Source organism: Chryseobacterium sp. JK1 (genome assembly GCF_050632815.1).
Lineage (GTDB): Bacteria > Bacteroidota > Bacteroidia > Flavobacteriales > Weeksellaceae > Chryseobacterium.
Map to the genome: position 1 here is coordinate 162,043 of NZ_JBODRU010000003.1, position 17,549 is coordinate 179,591.

Below are 17,549 nucleotides of genomic sequence, written 5' to 3' on the forward strand. Positions count from 1 at the left end.
AAAGGATGAAAGTGGAAGTTCATAGTTCGAGGGCGCAAGTTTCTTGTTTTCTTCGGCCTTGAGCTTCCTTCCTTTTGCTTACAGTGAAAAAATTACGAGAAAATCTATAAGCCGGATTTTGTACTTCCGAAGAAGTGCCTGTTATTTATCTACGTTTTACATTGCTGCAAAACTTGAGCTGATTACCCCTCGGCTTTCAGGACGAGCCGCCCCTATCTTCAATTACTGAAAAGAACCGATATACTTACCATTGCACCGCAAAGAGTTTACCTGGTTTCACTACAGCCGAACTGTACTTGCTTTCTGTTGCACTTGTCCTACCCTCGCGGGTGACGGATGTTATCCGCTTTGCTGCTCTTTGGTGTCCGGACTTTCCTACCTCCCGAAATCGGGAAATCAACAAGCCGATTTTCTCGCAGCGGCAAAGATACGTATTTTTTTGTGAAGAGACTGGGGAATCCTTTAAAGCAAGGAAAGTGAATACATCATTTGTTCTCCCAATTCACCTTATTCTTTTAACTTATTTATGATTTTACCATAATTCCTTTTCTCCAATTACCACTTTATTATTATCTTCGTGCATTATATATCTATGAATCCCAGAGAAAAAGAATTTGCACAGCTTATCAAAGATAATCAGGGTCTGATTATTAAGGTATCTCGCCTGTATACAAATTCTCTGGAAGATGAAGAAGATCTTTTTCAGGAAATCGTGTTACAACTCTGGAGAAGTTACGACTCATTTAAAGGAAACTCAAAAATTTCCACATGGATGTATCGTGTAGCGCTTAATACAGCCATTACCCTCTTTAGAAAAAAAAGCAAAAGCCTTCCGACCAATGAACTGGACATCAACCACAAAGACTTCGTGGAAGATGATGATGAAAAGCAGCAGCAGATATCGCTTTTGTATACTGTAATCAAGACTCTTCCGAATGTTGAAAGGGCTATTGTCATGATGTATCTTGATGATCTACCTTATAAGGATATTGCGGAAAACCTCGGAATCACTGAAGTGAATGCCCGAGTAAAAATGAACAGATTAAAGAAAACCCTTAAAGAACAGATGGAAAAATATGCCTGAATTTGATTTAGACAGCTTTAAAAAGACATGGCAGGAACAACCTGTACAGCCAAAATATGACAACCGTGAGATTCTTCAGATGTTGAATAGAAAGTCACGCAATTATGTAAAGTATATTTTCTGGATCAGTGTTGTAGAATTTTTATTCTTTTCTGTATTAGGATTATTCTATTTCTTTCAGGAAGAAGAATCTGACAGTTTCCGAAAAATGCTGGAAAGACTTGGAGCACAGGAAGCCCCGGAAGTGGAAAATAATTTTGGCCATGCTTATTTAGCAATAAAAATTATAAGCTTATTGATTACGGCATATTTTGTACTGAAGTTTTACAGCAATTACCGCAAAATAAAGATTGAGGAAAACCTGAAAGGACTCATTACAAGAATTATCAAATTTAAAACAACGGTTAATGCATTTATTTTAATCAGTATTGTGCTGCTTATTTCCTTTACATTTGTATTGGCTGCTTTTATATTTTATACATTAAATTCTCAAAATGTACAGCCAAGCAATGCTGATCTTACCATTACCATTGTTGGGCTTACCGTAAGTACTTTGCTTGGGATTTCTCTGATCTGGCTGTATTACAGACTTGTATATGGTACAATCATTAAAAAACTTGATAAAAATCTACATCAGCTGAAAGAAATAGATTCTCAGGAAAATTAGTATACATAGGCATAGTTCGGGATATAATTATTAATTTTATTCCACCAAATCTTAAACTATGCCCTTATCTTATGTGTATGGAGCTTCTGAAGTTCCATTATTAGGACAGACCATCGGAGGTAATCTGAAAAAGACTGTCGAAAAATATCCCCGCCAAGAAGCTTTAGTCTCTGTTCATCAGAATTACAGAGCTACTTATCAGGAATTTTATAATCAGACCACTGCTGTTGCCAAAGCCCTGCTGTTTTTGGGAGCAAAAGCCGGTGACAGAATTGGAATATGGTCTTCCAATCGTTACGAATGGGTTCTTCTTCAATATGCTACGGCCAGAATAGGAACAATTTTAGTAAATATCAACCCTGCTTACCGAACTCATGAGCTTACTTATGTACTCAACCAGTCCGAAGTACGGTTTATTTTTTCTGCTTTAAGCTTTAAAACCAGCAACTACAAAGAAATGGTGGAATATGCTAAAGAAGTATGTCCCACTCTAAAGCATGAGATATTCTTTGATGATAACTGGGAAGAATTTGTGAATAATGGCCAGAATATTTCTGATGAGGTTCTTCACAGCTTTGAAGAACACGTACAGTTTGATGACCCTGTGAACATTCAGTATACTTCAGGAACGACAGGTTTCCCGAAAGGAGTAACCCTTTCCCATCATAATATTTTAAATAACGGTTATTTCATCGGGATAAGGCTGAAATATACCGAAAAAGACCGTGTCTGCATCCCCGTTCCTTTCTATCACTGCTTTGGAATGGTTATCGGAAATATATGCTGTACTGCTCATGGCGCCTGTATGGTAATTCCTAATGACAGTTTTGATGCTGAGATTACCTTAAAAGCCGTTTCCGACGAAAAATGCACTTCTTTATATGGCGTTCCCACAATGTTTATCGCAGAACTGGCGGTAAAAGATTTTGAAACTTACGACTTTTCAAGTTTAAGAACCGGAGTGATGGCAGGATCAGTATGCCCACCAGAGATCATGAAAAAAGTGGAAAATCTTATGAATATCAAAGAAATGAGCATCTGCTATGGAATGACAGAAACATCCCCCGTATCTACCCAAACATTGATTGGAACTCCGCTTGAAAAGCAGGTAAGTACCGTAGGAACTGTTCAGGATCATCTTGAAATAAAAATTATAGATGAAAACGGAAAAATCCTGAAACGTGGTGAACATGGTGAACTCTGTAAAAGAGGCTACTCCGTGATGTTGAAATACTGGAACGACCCGGAAAACACCAGAAAAGTACTGGATGACGCCCGCTGGATGCATACCGGAGATATGGCTGTAATGGATAAAGACGGCTATATTACCATTTCAGGAAGAATTAAAGACCTTATTATTCGTGGAGGTGAAAATATATCTCCCAAAGAAATTGAAGACTTCTTATACACCTATACCCATATCCTGGATGTACAAATCATTGGAGTTCCGAGTGAAAAATTTGGAGAGGAAGTAATGGCCTGGATAAAGGTAAGGAAAGGATTTACGATTACAGAAGAAGAGCTTTTGGAATACTGCAAAGGAAAAATCGCTCACTATAAAGTTCCGAAGTACTGGAAGTTTGTAGATGAATTCCCAATGACTATTTCCGGAAAAATAAGAAAGGTAGAAATGCGGGAAATTTCTATGAAAGAACTTGGATTGGAGATCAGAGTTTAGATCTTTACTCTTGAAAAAATAAAAAAGCATTTCAAATTGAAATGCTTTTTTATGATATTTTAAAGTTCTTTTCTTAACCTTGCTACCGGAATATTTAGCTGTTCACGGTATTTTGCAATAGTTCTTCTGGCAATATTATAGCCCTGTTCTTTTAGGATCACCACCAAAGCGTCATCTGTAAGTGGTTTTCTTTTATTTTCTTTACTGATTACTTCCTGAAGATGGGTTTTAATTTCTTTAGTAGAAACTTCTTCTCCATCATCATTCGTTAAGCTGTCTGAGAATAAATCTTTAAGATATACAATACCATTAGGAGTATCGGCATATTTACTTTTTACCACTCTTGAAATGGTAGAAATATCAAAACCGGTAATATCTGCCACATCTTTTAAGATCATTGGTTTCAGCGACTTTTCGTCTCCTGTGATGAAATAATCCTTCTGGAACTTCACAATTGCCGTAATGGTCTGCAATAAGGTATTCTGACGTTGGTTGATGGCGTCTATATACCATTTGGCAGCATCCAGTTTTTGTTTGATAAATAATGCAGCCTGCTTATGCTCGGATGAATTTTTATCATGAGAATAAGTAGTCAGGATATCTTTATATTCTTCGGAAACTCTTAATGTAGGTGCATTTTTGCTGTTTAGCATAGGAATCACCTGCCCGTCTTTCACCTGAATTACAAAATCCGGAATAATTTCCTGATTGATCGTAATAGTCTGTGTATCAAAATTGCCACCTACTTTAGGTGAAAGTTTGGAAATTTCATCCAGTGCATCTTTAAGATCATCTTCTTCAATATCATACTTCTGAATAATCTTGTTATAATGCTTATTCGTTAAAGCATCAAACTGATGTCTTAAAATATTCGCCGCCAGAGAAACCGCTTTATCAGAGCTTACTTTCTTTTCAATCTGTAACAACAGACATTCCTGAAGACCTCTTGCACCGACTCCTGATGGATCTAACTTTTGAATATAGTTCTCAAGGATGTCCTCCACTCTTTCTTTGGTGGTATAAATTCCCTGAGAGAAAGCAAGATCATCTACAATAGACTTGATCTCTCTTCTCAGATATCCGTCTGTATCCAGATTACCAATAAGGTACTCTGCAATCTTCAGATCTTCATCACTGATATTTACCAAATGGATTTGCTCCATCAGATAATCGTATAATGACTGTCCTTCCGTAAGAAGGCTCTCGTTATCGAATTCTTCATCATCCGGAGAGTAGTTACTGGATGCGGTTTTATAGCTTGGTTCATCGTCATAGATATATTCATTGACGTCGAAATCTGTTTCAATGCTTTCCGTACCCTCATCCTGATAAGCATCTTCCAAAGAAGAATAATCATCTTCTTTAGAATCTTCCTTGGCAATTTCCAAGGCAGGATTTTCTTCTAACTCTCTCTCCAACTCCTCTTCAAATTCAAGAGTATGAAGCTGAATAAGCTTCATCAACTGGATCTGCTGAGGGGCCAGCTTCTGTCCTAATTTGAGTTGTAAGTGTTGTTTAAGCATATTCTTATTTGCGTTTTAACATAACATATTCTACGAATTTAATAAATTTATTTGATAAAAAACGCATTTAGCATGATTTTTGCTTTATACATTAAATATAATAAACTATTAAATAATAAAAAAAGCCTTAATCCGTAGATAAGGCTTTTTTTTATTGTTCTAGAATTCAGCGCTTTTCGGCGTTCTTGGAAAAGGAATAACGTCTCTGATATTGGTCATTCCGGTTACAAAAAGAACCAGTCTTTCCAGCCCTAATCCAAAGCCTGCATGCGGTACAGAACCGAATTTTCGGGTATCAAGATACCACCAAAGTTCGTGCTCATCTACATGCATCTCCGCCATTTTCTGTTTTAATACATCCAATCTTGCCTCTCTTTCTGATCCTCCAATGATTTCTCCGATACCTGGGAAAAGAACGTCCATTGCTGCAACGGTCTTGTTGTCATCGTTCAGTTTCATATAGAAAGCTTTGATTTCTTTTGGGTAATCAAACAATACCACCGGGCATTCGAAATGTTTTTCAACTAAAAATCTTTCATGCTCAGACTGAAGGTCTGTTCCCCAACTTTCAACAGGGTAAGCAAATTTTCCTTTTTTGTTCTCCTTGGAGTTCATTAGGATCTCAATAGCTTCTGTATAGCTTACGCGTTTAAAACGTTTGGCAATTACATTTTCAAGTTTCTCAATAAGACCTTCTTTTGCTCTTTCTTTTTCCGGTTTTGTCTTTTGTTCTTCAGCAAAACGGTTGTCTAGGAATGCAAGATCATCTTTACAGTGATCCAATACATACTGGATTACATATTTAAGGAAATCTTCTGCAAGATCGATGTTATCTTCAAGGTTGTTGAAAGCTACTTCCGGCTCAATCATCCAGAACTCAGCAAGGTGTCTTGTTGTGTTTGAATTTTCAGCACGGAAAGTAGGTCCGAAAGTATAAATTCTTCCCAATCCCATCGCTGCAGTTTCTCCTTCAAGCTGACCGGAAACGGTAAGGTTGGTTTTCTTTCCGAAGAAATCCTGTGCAAAATCAATTTCCCCTTCTTCAGTTCTCGGCATATTGTTCAGATCGAAGTTGGTTACTCCGAACATTTCTCCCGCTCCTTCTGCATCTGCTCCTGTAATTACCGGAGTGTTGATGTAGAAAAACTGGTTCTGGTTGAAGAATGAGTGAACGGCAAAGCTTACTGCGTGACGTACTCTGAAAACCGCCCCAAACAAATTGGTTCTGAATCTTAAGTGTGCCTGCTCACGAAGTTTTTCCAAACTGTGTTTTTTAGGCTGAAGAATGGTACTTTGAAGTTCTTCTGTAAAGTTATCTCCTAAAATGATGATCTTTTTAGCAATAATTTCAACAGACTGTCCTGCTCCCTGGCTTTCTACCACTTCTCCTACTATTTTAAGGGAAGAAGCTGTACTGATATTTTTGATGATTGCCTCGTCAAAATTTTCGAAATCAACAACTATCTGCAAATTATTAATCGTAGATCCATCATTAAGTGCAATAAAGCGATTAGCACGGAATGATTTTACCCATCCGTAAACTGTAATGTCATGATGTAATACTTTCTTGTAATCCTTTAGGATTTCTTTGATCGTTTGCTTTTTCATTTGTTGATGATAAATTTTTTATATAAAAATTAATGTGGGCAAAGTTACAAAAAAACAGCGCAACTTCATGGTTACGCTGTCTTTAAAAATCATTTATCAAGTATTTAAACTTACAGCTAAAAAAAACTGTCTATTTTTCTGCTCTTCCGTCTTCATTTTTAAAGTTGAATTTCACATCAATGTTTCTTAAAAAATCGTTGATCTGAATTGAAACATTCATTTCATCACTTTAAGAAAAGGATAAAAATTAATTACTTTGAGTTTTCATGGAAATGGTTTTTAGTATAAAAAAATGGTTATTAGTTTTAAATGATAACTGGATATTTACAGTCTGTTTTTCTTTACTCGATTTATACTATACTAAATGATTATCGTTTTTACGTTTCTAACTTTTTTACTATTTACTTCATGATTTTGTCTTTATAATTTTCTTACAAATTTTTATCAATATCTCTTCTGGCCGAAAGTTTTACTGATTATTTTTTGATGTAAAGATCTTGTAGTGCGCATCTACAAAATATCAATAATTGTGTTTTTACCTCTGAAGCAAAGATGCGGTAAAAGGGAATGACGAAACAAGCAAATGGTCTATAAATTCATAAATCTATAGGCATAAAATCATGAATTTATATAATTCAAAACACTGATAATAAACACATTAAAATCAAATCACTTCCATATTTTCAATTTCTTTTAAATAAACAGAAAGAGGTGTTCCTGTTCTTTTTTTGAAGGCTAAAGTGAAAGCCTGCTCATTATTGTATCCCAATTCTTCTGCAATAAAAGGCAGCTTATATGATCTGAATTTTCGATCATTGGCCAATCTGTTGATGGCATAGTCAATGCGGAGATCATTGAGATAAGTTGCAAAATTTTTCCCTTTATAGGTATTGATAATTTCGGATAAATATCTGGAATTGGTTTTTACCTTTTTAGCAAGACTCCCTAAGGTGATTCCCTTGTTTAAGAACTGATCTTTGCTCTCGAAGATTTCCAATTCTTTTAAAATCGTCTGAACGATATCTTCGGAAATTACTTTTGTTGTTTTGTCTTCTGAAGTGGTTATATCCTGAACAGAGATTTCATTTTTCAACTCCATTCTTTCACTCACTCTGTTTTCATTGACAGACTGAATAAGATCCTGGGCAATTTTTTTGTATTTCTTTTCAGATTTCTTATACTTAAAATAAACGTTGATGAATAATAAATGCGATATCAGCAGTAGACTGAGAACAACATAGAAAAGGTTCTTTCTTTTTTGAAGTTCATGGGTAATTGATTCTTTTTCCTGCTGCAACTCCGAAGCATCGTACCTTCTGGGAAGTTCTCGGGAGATATATCTGAACTGGGTATCCAGAACTTTATCTACTGCCAGAAATCGATCTACATAATACAGCTGTTTTTCTATATCATTGTTTTCTTTGTAATACTTAATAAGATAGGTATATACTTCTCTGAGTTCCGGATACATATAATATGTTTTGAGAATCATAGAGTCGATCTTTCTGAAACAATCTGTTGCCTTTTCTTTTTCTTTTAATCCATCATAGGCTTTTCCCATATTGAAGAGGGTGTAATGTTCGCTTCTCCTGCTTTGCTCTTTAGCAGCAAAGAAGTGTTTTTTACATTCCTGAAGGTTTTCAATGGCTTTCTGATAGTTTTTCGATTGTAAATTATAATTTCCCAGCAGTCCAAGACTTTCGTAGTATCGGTAAGTGTCGTTTTCTTTTTTCGACTCCTTCAGAGCTTCCTGTATCAGAATATAGGCAGAATCCATTTTATTGATTTCTATGTAGGCATCTGCCAAACTCAGTTTGAGATTATTTTTCTCATCCTTATGCATATAATCGGCATCATACGCATAATGTCTCAGCGTTTTGGCTGCTTCTGCATGTTTCCCTATATAATTATTCAGGTAAGCGAGACTGATGTGTGCCAAAGCAATCTGTCGTTTATTCTTTTTTTCTTTTGCATATTTCAGTCCTAGGATATAATTATTAAGAGCCAATTGAAGATTCTCTGTCCTGAAATAAAGATTCCCTCTTAGAAGGTAAGTTCTGGCAGGATACGTATTTTCTTTAGAATTTTTGGTGAGCTGTTGTAAATTGTCGAGGTATTTTAAGGCATTAGGTAAAGTTTCATCAAAGTGCAGCATTACATATCCTTCTGCAATATTTTGATTACTTTTCTCAGATTTAGCTTTCTTAAGGTAATACTTTGCTAATTTTTGTCTGCTAGCGGCATCTTCAAGTTTTCCACTATAGAATTCTTTTTCCAGTTCCTGATAAGAATGTTTTTCTGAGATACCTTTTTCTATGATATTGATTTGTGCACGAAACAGGTTACACACAATTAATAATAGTATCAGATATTTTTTTTTCATTACTTATTCAGGCTATATTACAAAAATATTATTTTTATTCAGTACATCTGTGCTTCTTATCTTCTTTTTCATGGATATTACGCGTCTTTTATATTAAAAATTAGTTTTAATTACATGCTGAAAGTCTACAGTCCACAGAAAAAATCATTTACTCAATTTCCAGAGATACTGATAATGAGAGATTACGGCCTCAGCAATACTCTTTTCATGATAGGGAAAGTTGTTTCTGACAGCCGCTTTTTTAATCGCAGGAGTGATAATGGTATACAGAGTATGAGGCAAACCCGGAAAAAGATGATGAGCTGCATGGGAATTGAACCCTCCGAAAATCCAGTTTGCCAATGGGTTGGTTGGGTGATAATCCAGAGATACAGCAAGCTGATGCTCATAATAGTCGTAGGGTAAGCAGCCATTTTCATCCGCTATTGGAAAATCGGTCTCAAGACTTAGGTGAGAAATGATTAAAGTCAATACAAAAAATAAAGAAATTGTAAGATGCATGATCAGAAAAGATATCATAATGGTAGTTCCAGGAATACCCGTAAAAATTGCAGGAAGGACTAACATATAAGTAAAGTAAGCAAGCTTCAGAACAACCACTTCTACTACAGACTTCCATGAATGGTTCTGATTTCTCAGATTTCCCAATTCTTTCTTCCTCAAATAAATGAAATCTTTAATAAAAATCCAGTGCAGCGTATAAAAACAATACAGCAAAGTGGCATAAAAGTGCTGATACTGATGTATGTTTCTTATAGGATGATGAGCAGAAAGTCGGATAAAAATATTATCATCAATATCGGCATCACATCCGTCTACATTGGGAAAAACATGATGAGAGGTAATATGTCTTTTCCTCCACAACCTTGCATTCACTCCTTGTAAATTAAATGTTATATAGTAAATAAATTGGTTCATTTTTTTATATTTCGAGAATGTATTATGAACACAATCGTGAGAACAGTTAAAAGCCAACAGTATTCCCGTAAGTCCCAATAAAGTATAATTGAGAATGACAGCCCAAGTCTTACCTTTCATATAAGGATTAAAAAGATTACCATACAAAAGCAGAAAAATAACAGTATATGATATAAATTTTATAATAAGTAATCTGTTGGCTTTCCTAATCACCTTCTCGGTAAGCAGTAATTTCACTTCTTCACGCAGTTCTGCATAAAAAGGAGACGTTGCTTTTTTAAATTTGATTTTCGCTTTCATGTTTTTTTATTTAATTTTTCTGTACTTTTCTACAGTATGCGATGTATGTCCCGACCATAAGAACAGGAAGATTCCACCACTGCTGTGATAATAACTTTGGATTAAAAGATTTCCGTCTTTTGTTAAACCGATGCGGGATTGAGATTTCTCACAGCTTCCATATAAATAAGGAATTCCACTACAACCCGATTTATAATTATCTACCATGAAAAAACCATTTTTAAGACGAACTTGGTGTTTTGCAGAAAATGCAAGAGTATCACCTTTCAAAAATTTGAACTGAAGTTCATAAGCTTCCTTGTTATCCAAAGGAATTGACTTTACGGTGAACTTATGATAACCATTTCTACTAAAGTTTCGTAAGGTAAAAGAAGTAGTCATCTCTCCTAGTCCGTCATATCCTTTACATTCATAATTTCCATCAATGCTGACAGCATTTCCTTTTCCGATCACCGATACATCATGCTTTATCATCCCGCCACTAAAACTGATGCATGAATTGAGCATCAAAACCCATGTAAAAAGTATCCCGGTAAGCTTTTTCATAATGTTTTATGTATTTTTTTGTTTTTTGAAATTCCAATTGATCAGAGGAAATTTTCTTCTCCCGTTCTCATTCCACATCCCGATCTGTATTCCCCGGAAGTCCTCACATTTATTGTACAAGCCGATCTGAATTCCTCTGCACTTCTGCCCTACATTTGCAAAAGGTGCTACAGAAACTCCATTCATCTCATGATGTAAATTGAAAAAAGGAGAAACAGACATTCCATTGGTTACAGCATATGTGCTGATATTACTTGAAAGACTGACCTCCAAGCCATTCGTTATAGTAGGCTCCATATTGATTAATGATAATTGCAGTCCGTTGATTTTATTCATCCTTTGCTTGGGAATAACAGGATAACTATTACCGAAATCCCAACTTTGTACGGAAGGTAAACTGACAAGCATGAGAACCGGAAGAAAAAAACCCATCACATTGCATCCTATTCCCAAACCATTCACTTTCTTGGGCGTAAAATCTTCCTCTTCATCAAAATATTTAAACAGAATACCATTTACGTTTTTGATATTCTTTGAAGGAGAAACCGCAATTAACCTTGGTTTCAAAGAATCTACTTTCACATTGTCGGATGCATATCCCCAACTGCTCCATAAAAGAACGATGACTAAAAAAATACGTGTTTCCATAACTCATTATTTTAAAATTACATTTCAAAATTATCCGCAGAAACAGCACTTATGAATGTGAAAAAAAATTAAAAAAAATACTACATTTGTGAAAATCGCAAAACCATGCACCAGGAAGCTTTATTAAAGGAAATCAGAAGGAAAATTGGTGAAAGATCTTTAAATGATGAGATCGCCAATATTCTTGATATTAGCTATGATGCTGCCCATCGCAGGACTTCTCTGAAAGCAAAATTCAGTTTTGAAGAAGCGCTGGAACTGGCAAAGTATTATCAGATTTCCTTGGATCAGTTTCTGGGAACAGAAAATCAACTCGTTGTAAAAAGAACACAACCTGTAAAAACAACCGAAGATCTTTTAAACTATTTTGAAAATTCTTTGAAAATATTGAACGTTTTTCAGAATATCACAAATTCCAAAGTATATTATTCGGCAAAAGACATCCCATTCTTCTACACGATTTCAGATTCTATGCTGTCCCGTTTCAAGTTTTATGTATGGATGAATCTTCTGAACCAGGATAAATTCTTAAGCCCTTTTCATGAATTCAATTTAGGATATCACTCCATAAAAAATGATATGCTGAAAGATCTGTACGACAAACAGAATGTTACAGAGATATGGAATGACACCACCATTATGAGTGCGTTAAGACAAATTTCTTTTTACCACGAAATGGGTCTTTTGAGAAATAATGACGTTGAGCAGATTCTTGAAGATTTAAGAAAACTGCTCGAAGATCTGGAAAATAAAACCCTGGAAAAATCCAATTTTCAGATTTATGTGAATGATCTGGTGATCCTCAACAACAGTATTTTGTTTAAAAACGAGCTGCAGTGCTCCTTCTTTATTCCTTTCAGTATGTTTGGATATATGATGACCAATGATAAGCCTACCTGTGAAGATTCTTTAAGCTATTTTGAACATCAGATCAAAAACTCAAAATCACTGAACGAATCCGGAAACCGAGAGAGAAAGATTTTCTTTAATAAAATGTATCAACAGATCGACCGTCTAAAAAAGGATTTATTATGAAAACGTTACACAAAGGCGAATATTTTGGCCAGACCAACGAAAAGCTTCATTTTGAAGGGTTAACAATCACTGATACAGAGTACACTCATCCTTACGTAGACTGGCATTATCATGAAAATGCTTATTTTACTTTTTTGCTTCAGGGGCATATGACGGAAGGTAACAGAAAAGAAACTTATGAATGTTCTCCCGGAACCTTGCTTTATCATCATTGGGAAGATCCTCATTATAACATCAAACCTGATATTTTTACCAGAGGTTTTCATATTGAAATTTCACAGGAGTGGTTTAGCGTATTTGATCTGCAGAAAAATACAATAGAAGGTAGTTTTACAATTAAAAATCCTTCATTAAAATTATTGTTTTACAAAATATTCAAAGAAACGAAAACCAACGATCTTTCTTTTGAAGCCGCAGTACAGGAACTTCTGCTGCAGTTCTTTTCTCAACTTCCCTATCAGAAAGCTTCCTTTGAAAAAAAACCTTTATGGGTTCATCAGGTTGATGAGATTCTTCATGAAAGTTTCACCGAAAAAGTAAGTCTCGTTGAGATTTCAAAAGCAGTAAACATCCATCCTGTACATTTAAGCCGCGATTTTCAGAAATATTTCCACTGCAATCTGGGAGAATATATCAGGAAACTGAAAATCAACAGATCTTTGGAAATGATCAATAAAAATAAGACGTCTTTGATAGATGTTGCGTTAGAATGTGGTTTTGCTGATCAAAGCCACTTCATCAAATGTTTTAAAGAAAACACGGGAATTACTCCTTTGAAATACAAGAATCTTCTGAAAAACCATTAAATCCAATCTGCAAAAAAAACAAATTCACGATTTGGATACGGGATTCCCCGATTCGGCTACTTTTTCCTTTCTGTAACTTTCCATCTTTGTACCATCATTTAAACAAAAAAATATTTAAAAATGGAAACAAAAAAAGTATGGTTCGTGACAGGAGCTTCAAGAGGATTAGGATTCGAACTGGTAAAAAAATTATTATCTGAAGGATTCCGGGTTGCTGCTACCAGCCGTACCATTGAATCCCTGATCTCAACTCTGGGAAACACTTCTGAAAACTTCCTTCCCCTTGGAGTCAATATTACAGACAACGACGAAATAAAATCTGCCATTGCAAAAGCAGTTGAGCATTTCGGGCAGATCGATGTTGTTGTTAACAATGCAGGATATGGACAAATTGGAACTCTTGAGGAACTTACTGATCAGGAAGCAAGAGAAAATTATGCAGTAAATGTATTTGGAACATTAAATGTGATTCGAAATGTACTGCCTTATCTTCGTGAGCAAAAATCAGGAAACATTTTCAATATTTCTTCTGTTGGCGGATATTCTGCTAATTTTCCGGGATGGGGAATTTACTGCTCAACAAAATTTGCAGTAGCAGGGTTTACGGAAGCATTGGCGGAAGAGGTTAAAGGTTTCGGAATTCATGCTACAGTGGTTTATCCAGGTTATTTCCGTACGGATTTTTTAACTAAAGATTCTGTGAAAACTCCTGCTAATCCTATTCAGGCGTATGAAGCAGCAAGACATTCTGAACAGGCACATCTTAATGAAATCAATGGAAACCAGCCTAATGATCCTGAAAAAGCAGCGGATGTTCTGATCCAGATCAGCAAAGAAAAAAATCCACCCGTACATTTATTACTGGGAGTAGGAACAATGGAGTACCTGAATAATAAAATTGATATTTTAAAGAAAGATGCAACGGAATGGGAAAATCTAACCGTTTCTACCGCAATCTAATCTTATCATCATTTTCTTCGGCCCCACTCAGAATAGAATTTCCAATCATGTTTATTGCTATTTATAAATTACACCCACATTCTGAACGGAGCCGAAGATTTTATACAGCCTGACTTTATCATTTTATAAAAAGAACTAATTTAGTGATTATGAAACAGCCTTTTCGTTTTAACTCTATTTCAGATTTTCACGCTTTCTGTAGTCTTCCCAATCCTGAGCATCCATTGATCAGTCTGATAGATTACAGCAAAGTTCGCCATATTGTGGACCATGGAGAATTGAGATGGATTCAAAATTTTTACTCGATCGGCTTGAAAAAACATGTGACACCAAAGTTTAATTATGGACAGCAGCAGTATGATTTTGACTCCGGTGTATTGTGTTTCGTTTCTCCTCAGCAATATTTAAGCCTTGAGGTAAATCCAGATGTTGAAGTAGAACCCACGGGATATCTTTTGCTGATACATCCTGATTTTTTATGGAATACATCATTAACAAAAAAAATAAAATCCTACGATTTCTTCAGCTATCAGGTGAAAGAAGCTCTTTTTCTTTCCAATAAGGAAGAGAAGGTGCTTATTGATATTTTTAAAAACATTGAACGTGAATATCAGACCAACACAGATAAATTTACCCAAGACCTCATTATCGCTCAGATTGAGTTACTGTTGATTTATTCAGATCGTTTTTACGAGCGGCAGTTCTTTACCCGAAAAAAATCGAGCCATGAGCTGCTTCATAAGTTTGAAGATATTCTTGATGAATATTTTAACAGTGGAAGTCTTCTCGAAAACGGAATTCCATCGGTAAAAACTATTGCCGATCAAATGAACATTTCACCCAATTATCTGGGCACATTGCTTCGCCTTCATACTCAACAGAATACACAGCAACACATTCAGAATAAACTGATTGATTCCGCGAAAGAACGGTTAAGTACAACAAGCCTGTCGGTAAGTGAAATTGCCTATGAACTGGGTTTTGAACATCCACAATCTTTCAGTAAACTTTTTAAACAGAAAACCAATCAGTCGCCGGGAGCATTCAGGAAGCTGTTCAACTGAGAAATGTAAATGATAAACAATAAATGTTAATTTCGTTCTATTTTTTAAATGAAAAGCGTAGTATTTTTGTTTAAATTCAATTGAAATGAAATCAATACTTACCTCTTTCTTTATTTTCATCTCTCTTTTTCTTTCGGCTCAGAACCAGGATATGGTAATTCCGGAGAAAATTGAAAATTCCATTCAAAAGAAAAATCTGAATACGGTCATTTTCATGAATCAACAGATTCCGTTGGAAAATTTAAAAGATGCTGATGTTCTTAAAAAGATGACATTTCTTGAAAATCAGGATTTTGATATCCGTGTTTTTATGGATAATTCGCTCCTCAATTATCTGCACAAGCTAGATCCTTCTTTAACGGAAACGGATCTTCTCCAACGCGGTAATTATCAGTTCTCCTTTTATGTTGATGGAAAACTGATCTACACTGAAAATCTGAATACAGGAGCAGGAACAGCAGACAGCAAAAAATTCAAAACAACTTTCAGAATTCCTCTGATCAGCACCCGAAATGAAGATTCTTGGGGAAGATATTTATGGATGAGATTTTATCAGTCTCATGACGGAATTGATGCTCTTACCAGCGGTAATCATCTGCTAAGAATTGAAATTCGCCCGTATCTTAGAACTTCAGAAGTAAAAACCGGAAATCTCATCGCTTCAGGAGAAATACATCTTTTGGTACCTCAAAAAAACATCAGCCAGTCCCAAATTGCGGTTCAACCTATCCAAAAAAATAGCGGCTGGAAAGTTTCTGAAGACAAGTTTAATACCGAAAAAATAAAGCTTTTAAACAAAAAAATTGCAGAGGAAAGATTCAAAGACATTACCAGTATTATTGTTATAAAAAATCATAAGCTTCTTCTGGAAGAATATTTTAACCAATCTGGAAGAGATTCTTTACAGGATACAAGGTCAGTAGGAAAATCTTTTGCTTCAGCACTTACGGGAATTGCCATTCAGGAAGGCTATCTTCAAAGTGAAGATCAAAACCTGAAAACATTCTATAATTTAAAATCTTATCAAAACTACAGTTCCAAAAAAGACAGTGTCACTCTGAAAAGTCTTTTGACAATGAGTTCTGGTTTTGAGGGTAACGACGAAGATTCCGACTCTCCAGGAAATGAGGAAAATATGTATCCAACCGACAATTGGGTGAAGTTTACCTTAGATCTTCCTATGACGGAAAATAAAATAGGAAAAACCTGGAATTATTTTACAGCTGGAGTTGTACTAACAGGAGACATTCTGGATCAATCTGTTCCTAAAGGATTAAAGGATTATGCTGATCGTAAATTATTTCAACCGCTTGGTATCTCTACTTATAAATGGCAATTTACTCCTCAACAGAAGCCTTCTCTTGCAGGTGGATTAAGAATGAAAGCCCTGGATTTTGCCAAATTCGGTCAGCTTTACAAAAGCAACGGAGTCTGGAACGGAAAATCTATCATCAATACAGCCTGGATTGATAAATCTTTTAGCAATTATTTTGCAGAGAATACAGATTTTGAAGGCTACGGCTATCTGTTTTGGAGAAAAGTCTATCAGGTGGGGAATCAGGATTATGAGGCCTACCAGTGCAGTGGAAACGGCGGAAACAAAATTATCGTTTTTAAAGATATACCGGTCGTTATTGTTATTACTGCAAAAGCCTATAATAAGCCTTATGCACATCCACAGGCTGATAAAATAATACAGGATTATCTGTTGCCCGCTATTTTGATGAGCAATCAGAAGTGATAAAGATATTGGAAAAGTGATGAAAGACGAAAAATTGAATTATTCGTCTTTTTTGGATGGAACCAGGAATACGTCCATTAAGCCTTCCGGCAGATGCATTTTGATGAATCTTTCTTCTCTGTTCACTTCCAGAATCCAGTCTTTGATTAAAGGAATAACGATTTCTCTTCCTTCAAATCCTAAGATAAAATAATTCTGCGCGGTCTGATCGTTTACAGAACGGATCACCCCACAGTCATTATCATGTTCATCAAGGATATTGTATCCGATGATTTCGTGGTAATAGAACTGTTTTCCTGAAAGTTTAGGCAATGTAGCAAGCGGAAGGTAAACACTTTTACCTAAAGCCTGGTCTACCATAGCCTCAGAGGAGTTTTTAAATGCAAGGTTGAGAGCATCTAATTTGCTCCATGATGATTTTTCAATAAAAAATGGAACCAATAATCCGTTGATTTCAACGAATATTGATTCCAGTTTATTGTAAAGCTCGGGTTGGTCGGTATCCAATTTAAGGATAACGTTCCCCGCAAGTCCGTGTCTGCGTGTGATTTTCCCTAAAAAATAGCAATCTTCTTTACGCATAACAGA

The 17,549-nt window shown here is 35.6% G+C and carries 15 protein-coding genes and 1 other RNA gene; 8 read left to right on the top strand and 8 right to left on the bottom strand.

All coding sequences use genetic code 11. The annotated features are described in order from the left end of the window. Positions 1-91: 91 nt before the first annotated feature. Positions 92-416, bottom strand: an RNA gene (rnpB, locus tag ACQ76T_RS17380) — RNase P RNA component class A. Positions 417-592: 176 nt separating this feature from the next. On the opposite strand from rnpB, the gene ACQ76T_RS17385 reads away from it, so the two are divergent. The 3 genes from ACQ76T_RS17385 to ACQ76T_RS17395 are packed head-to-tail and all read left to right on the top strand — an operon-like array spanning position 593 to position 3,429. Beyond that, entirely contained in the window at positions 593-1,084 is a 492-nt protein-coding gene (locus ACQ76T_RS17385) for an RNA polymerase sigma factor (RefSeq protein ID WP_431344523.1), read from the top strand. Then, entirely contained in the window at positions 1,077-1,751 is a 675-nt protein-coding gene (locus ACQ76T_RS17390) for a beta-carotene 15,15'-monooxygenase (protein WP_431344524.1), read from the top strand. The genes ACQ76T_RS17385 and ACQ76T_RS17390 overlap by 8 nt, the downstream gene beginning before the upstream one ends. Positions 1,752-1,809: 58 nt before the next feature. Continuing rightward, positions 1,810-3,429 (top strand): AMP-binding protein, encoded by a 1,620-nt coding sequence (locus ACQ76T_RS17395; RefSeq protein WP_431344525.1) that lies wholly within the window; start codon positions 1,810-1,812, stop codon positions 3,427-3,429. 59 nt (positions 3,430-3,488) lie between these two features. On the opposite strand, the gene rpoN is transcribed toward ACQ76T_RS17395, so the two are convergent. The 6 genes from rpoN to ACQ76T_RS17425 form a co-directional block, all read right to left on the bottom strand. Continuing rightward, positions 3,489-4,952, bottom strand: a complete 1,464-nt coding sequence (rpoN, locus tag ACQ76T_RS17400) for an RNA polymerase factor sigma-54 (RefSeq protein WP_431344526.1) — start codon at positions 4,950-4,952, stop codon at positions 3,489-3,491. Positions 4,953-5,111: 159 nt separating this feature from the next. Beyond that, positions 5,112-6,560, bottom strand: coding sequence for an asparagine--tRNA ligase (gene asnS / locus ACQ76T_RS17405; RefSeq protein ID WP_431344527.1), 1,449 nt, complete (start codon positions 6,558-6,560; stop codon positions 5,112-5,114). 664 nt (positions 6,561-7,224) lie between these two features. Beyond that, positions 7,225-8,943: a helix-turn-helix domain-containing protein gene (locus tag ACQ76T_RS17410; protein WP_431344528.1), complete on the bottom strand. Its 1,719-nt coding sequence runs from the start codon at positions 8,941-8,943 to the stop codon at positions 7,225-7,227. A 144-nt stretch (positions 8,944-9,087) separates the two neighbouring features. Next, complete coding sequence (locus tag ACQ76T_RS17415; RefSeq protein WP_431344529.1) at positions 9,088-10,161, bottom strand: fatty acid desaturase family protein; 1,074 nt, start codon at positions 10,159-10,161, stop codon at positions 9,088-9,090. 6 nt (positions 10,162-10,167) lie between these two features. Continuing rightward, positions 10,168-10,707: a hypothetical protein gene (locus ACQ76T_RS17420; protein ID WP_431344530.1), complete on the bottom strand. Its 540-nt coding sequence runs from the start codon at positions 10,705-10,707 to the stop codon at positions 10,168-10,170. Between the two features lie 6 nt (positions 10,708-10,713). Further along, positions 10,714-11,355: an LA_2272 family surface repeat-containing protein gene (locus ACQ76T_RS17425; RefSeq protein ID WP_431344531.1), complete on the bottom strand. Its 642-nt coding sequence runs from the start codon at positions 11,353-11,355 to the stop codon at positions 10,714-10,716. 105 nt (positions 11,356-11,460) lie between these two features. Between ACQ76T_RS17425 and ACQ76T_RS17430 the strand changes: the two genes are divergently transcribed. The 5 genes from ACQ76T_RS17430 to ACQ76T_RS17450 all read left to right on the top strand — a co-directional run bounded on the left by ACQ76T_RS17430 (position 11,461) and on the right by ACQ76T_RS17450 (position 16,961). Beyond that, entirely contained in the window at positions 11,461-12,390 is a 930-nt protein-coding gene (locus tag ACQ76T_RS17430; RefSeq protein WP_431344532.1) for a helix-turn-helix domain-containing protein, read from the top strand. Then, on the top strand, positions 12,387-13,196 hold the full coding sequence (locus ACQ76T_RS17435) for a helix-turn-helix domain-containing protein (protein WP_431344533.1): 810 nt from the start codon (positions 12,387-12,389) through the stop codon (positions 13,194-13,196). The genes ACQ76T_RS17430 and ACQ76T_RS17435 overlap by 4 nt, the downstream gene beginning before the upstream one ends. Before the next feature lie 120 nt (positions 13,197-13,316). Further along, positions 13,317-14,156, top strand: a complete 840-nt coding sequence (locus ACQ76T_RS17440) for an SDR family NAD(P)-dependent oxidoreductase (protein WP_431344534.1) — start codon at positions 13,317-13,319, stop codon at positions 14,154-14,156. 149 nt (positions 14,157-14,305) lie between these two features. Next, entirely contained in the window at positions 14,306-15,220 is a 915-nt protein-coding gene (locus ACQ76T_RS17445) for a helix-turn-helix domain-containing protein (RefSeq protein ID WP_431344535.1), read from the top strand. Positions 15,221-15,305: 85 nt separating this feature from the next. Further along, on the top strand, positions 15,306-16,961 hold the full coding sequence (locus ACQ76T_RS17450) for a serine hydrolase domain-containing protein (protein WP_431344536.1): 1,656 nt from the start codon (positions 15,306-15,308) through the stop codon (positions 16,959-16,961). Between the two features lie 39 nt (positions 16,962-17,000). Here the strand turns inward: ACQ76T_RS17450 and rimM are convergent, their stop codons facing one another. After that, entirely contained in the window at positions 17,001-17,543 is a 543-nt protein-coding gene (gene rimM / locus ACQ76T_RS17455; RefSeq protein WP_431344537.1) for a ribosome maturation factor RimM, read from the bottom strand. Between the last annotated feature and the right edge of the window lie 6 nt (positions 17,544-17,549).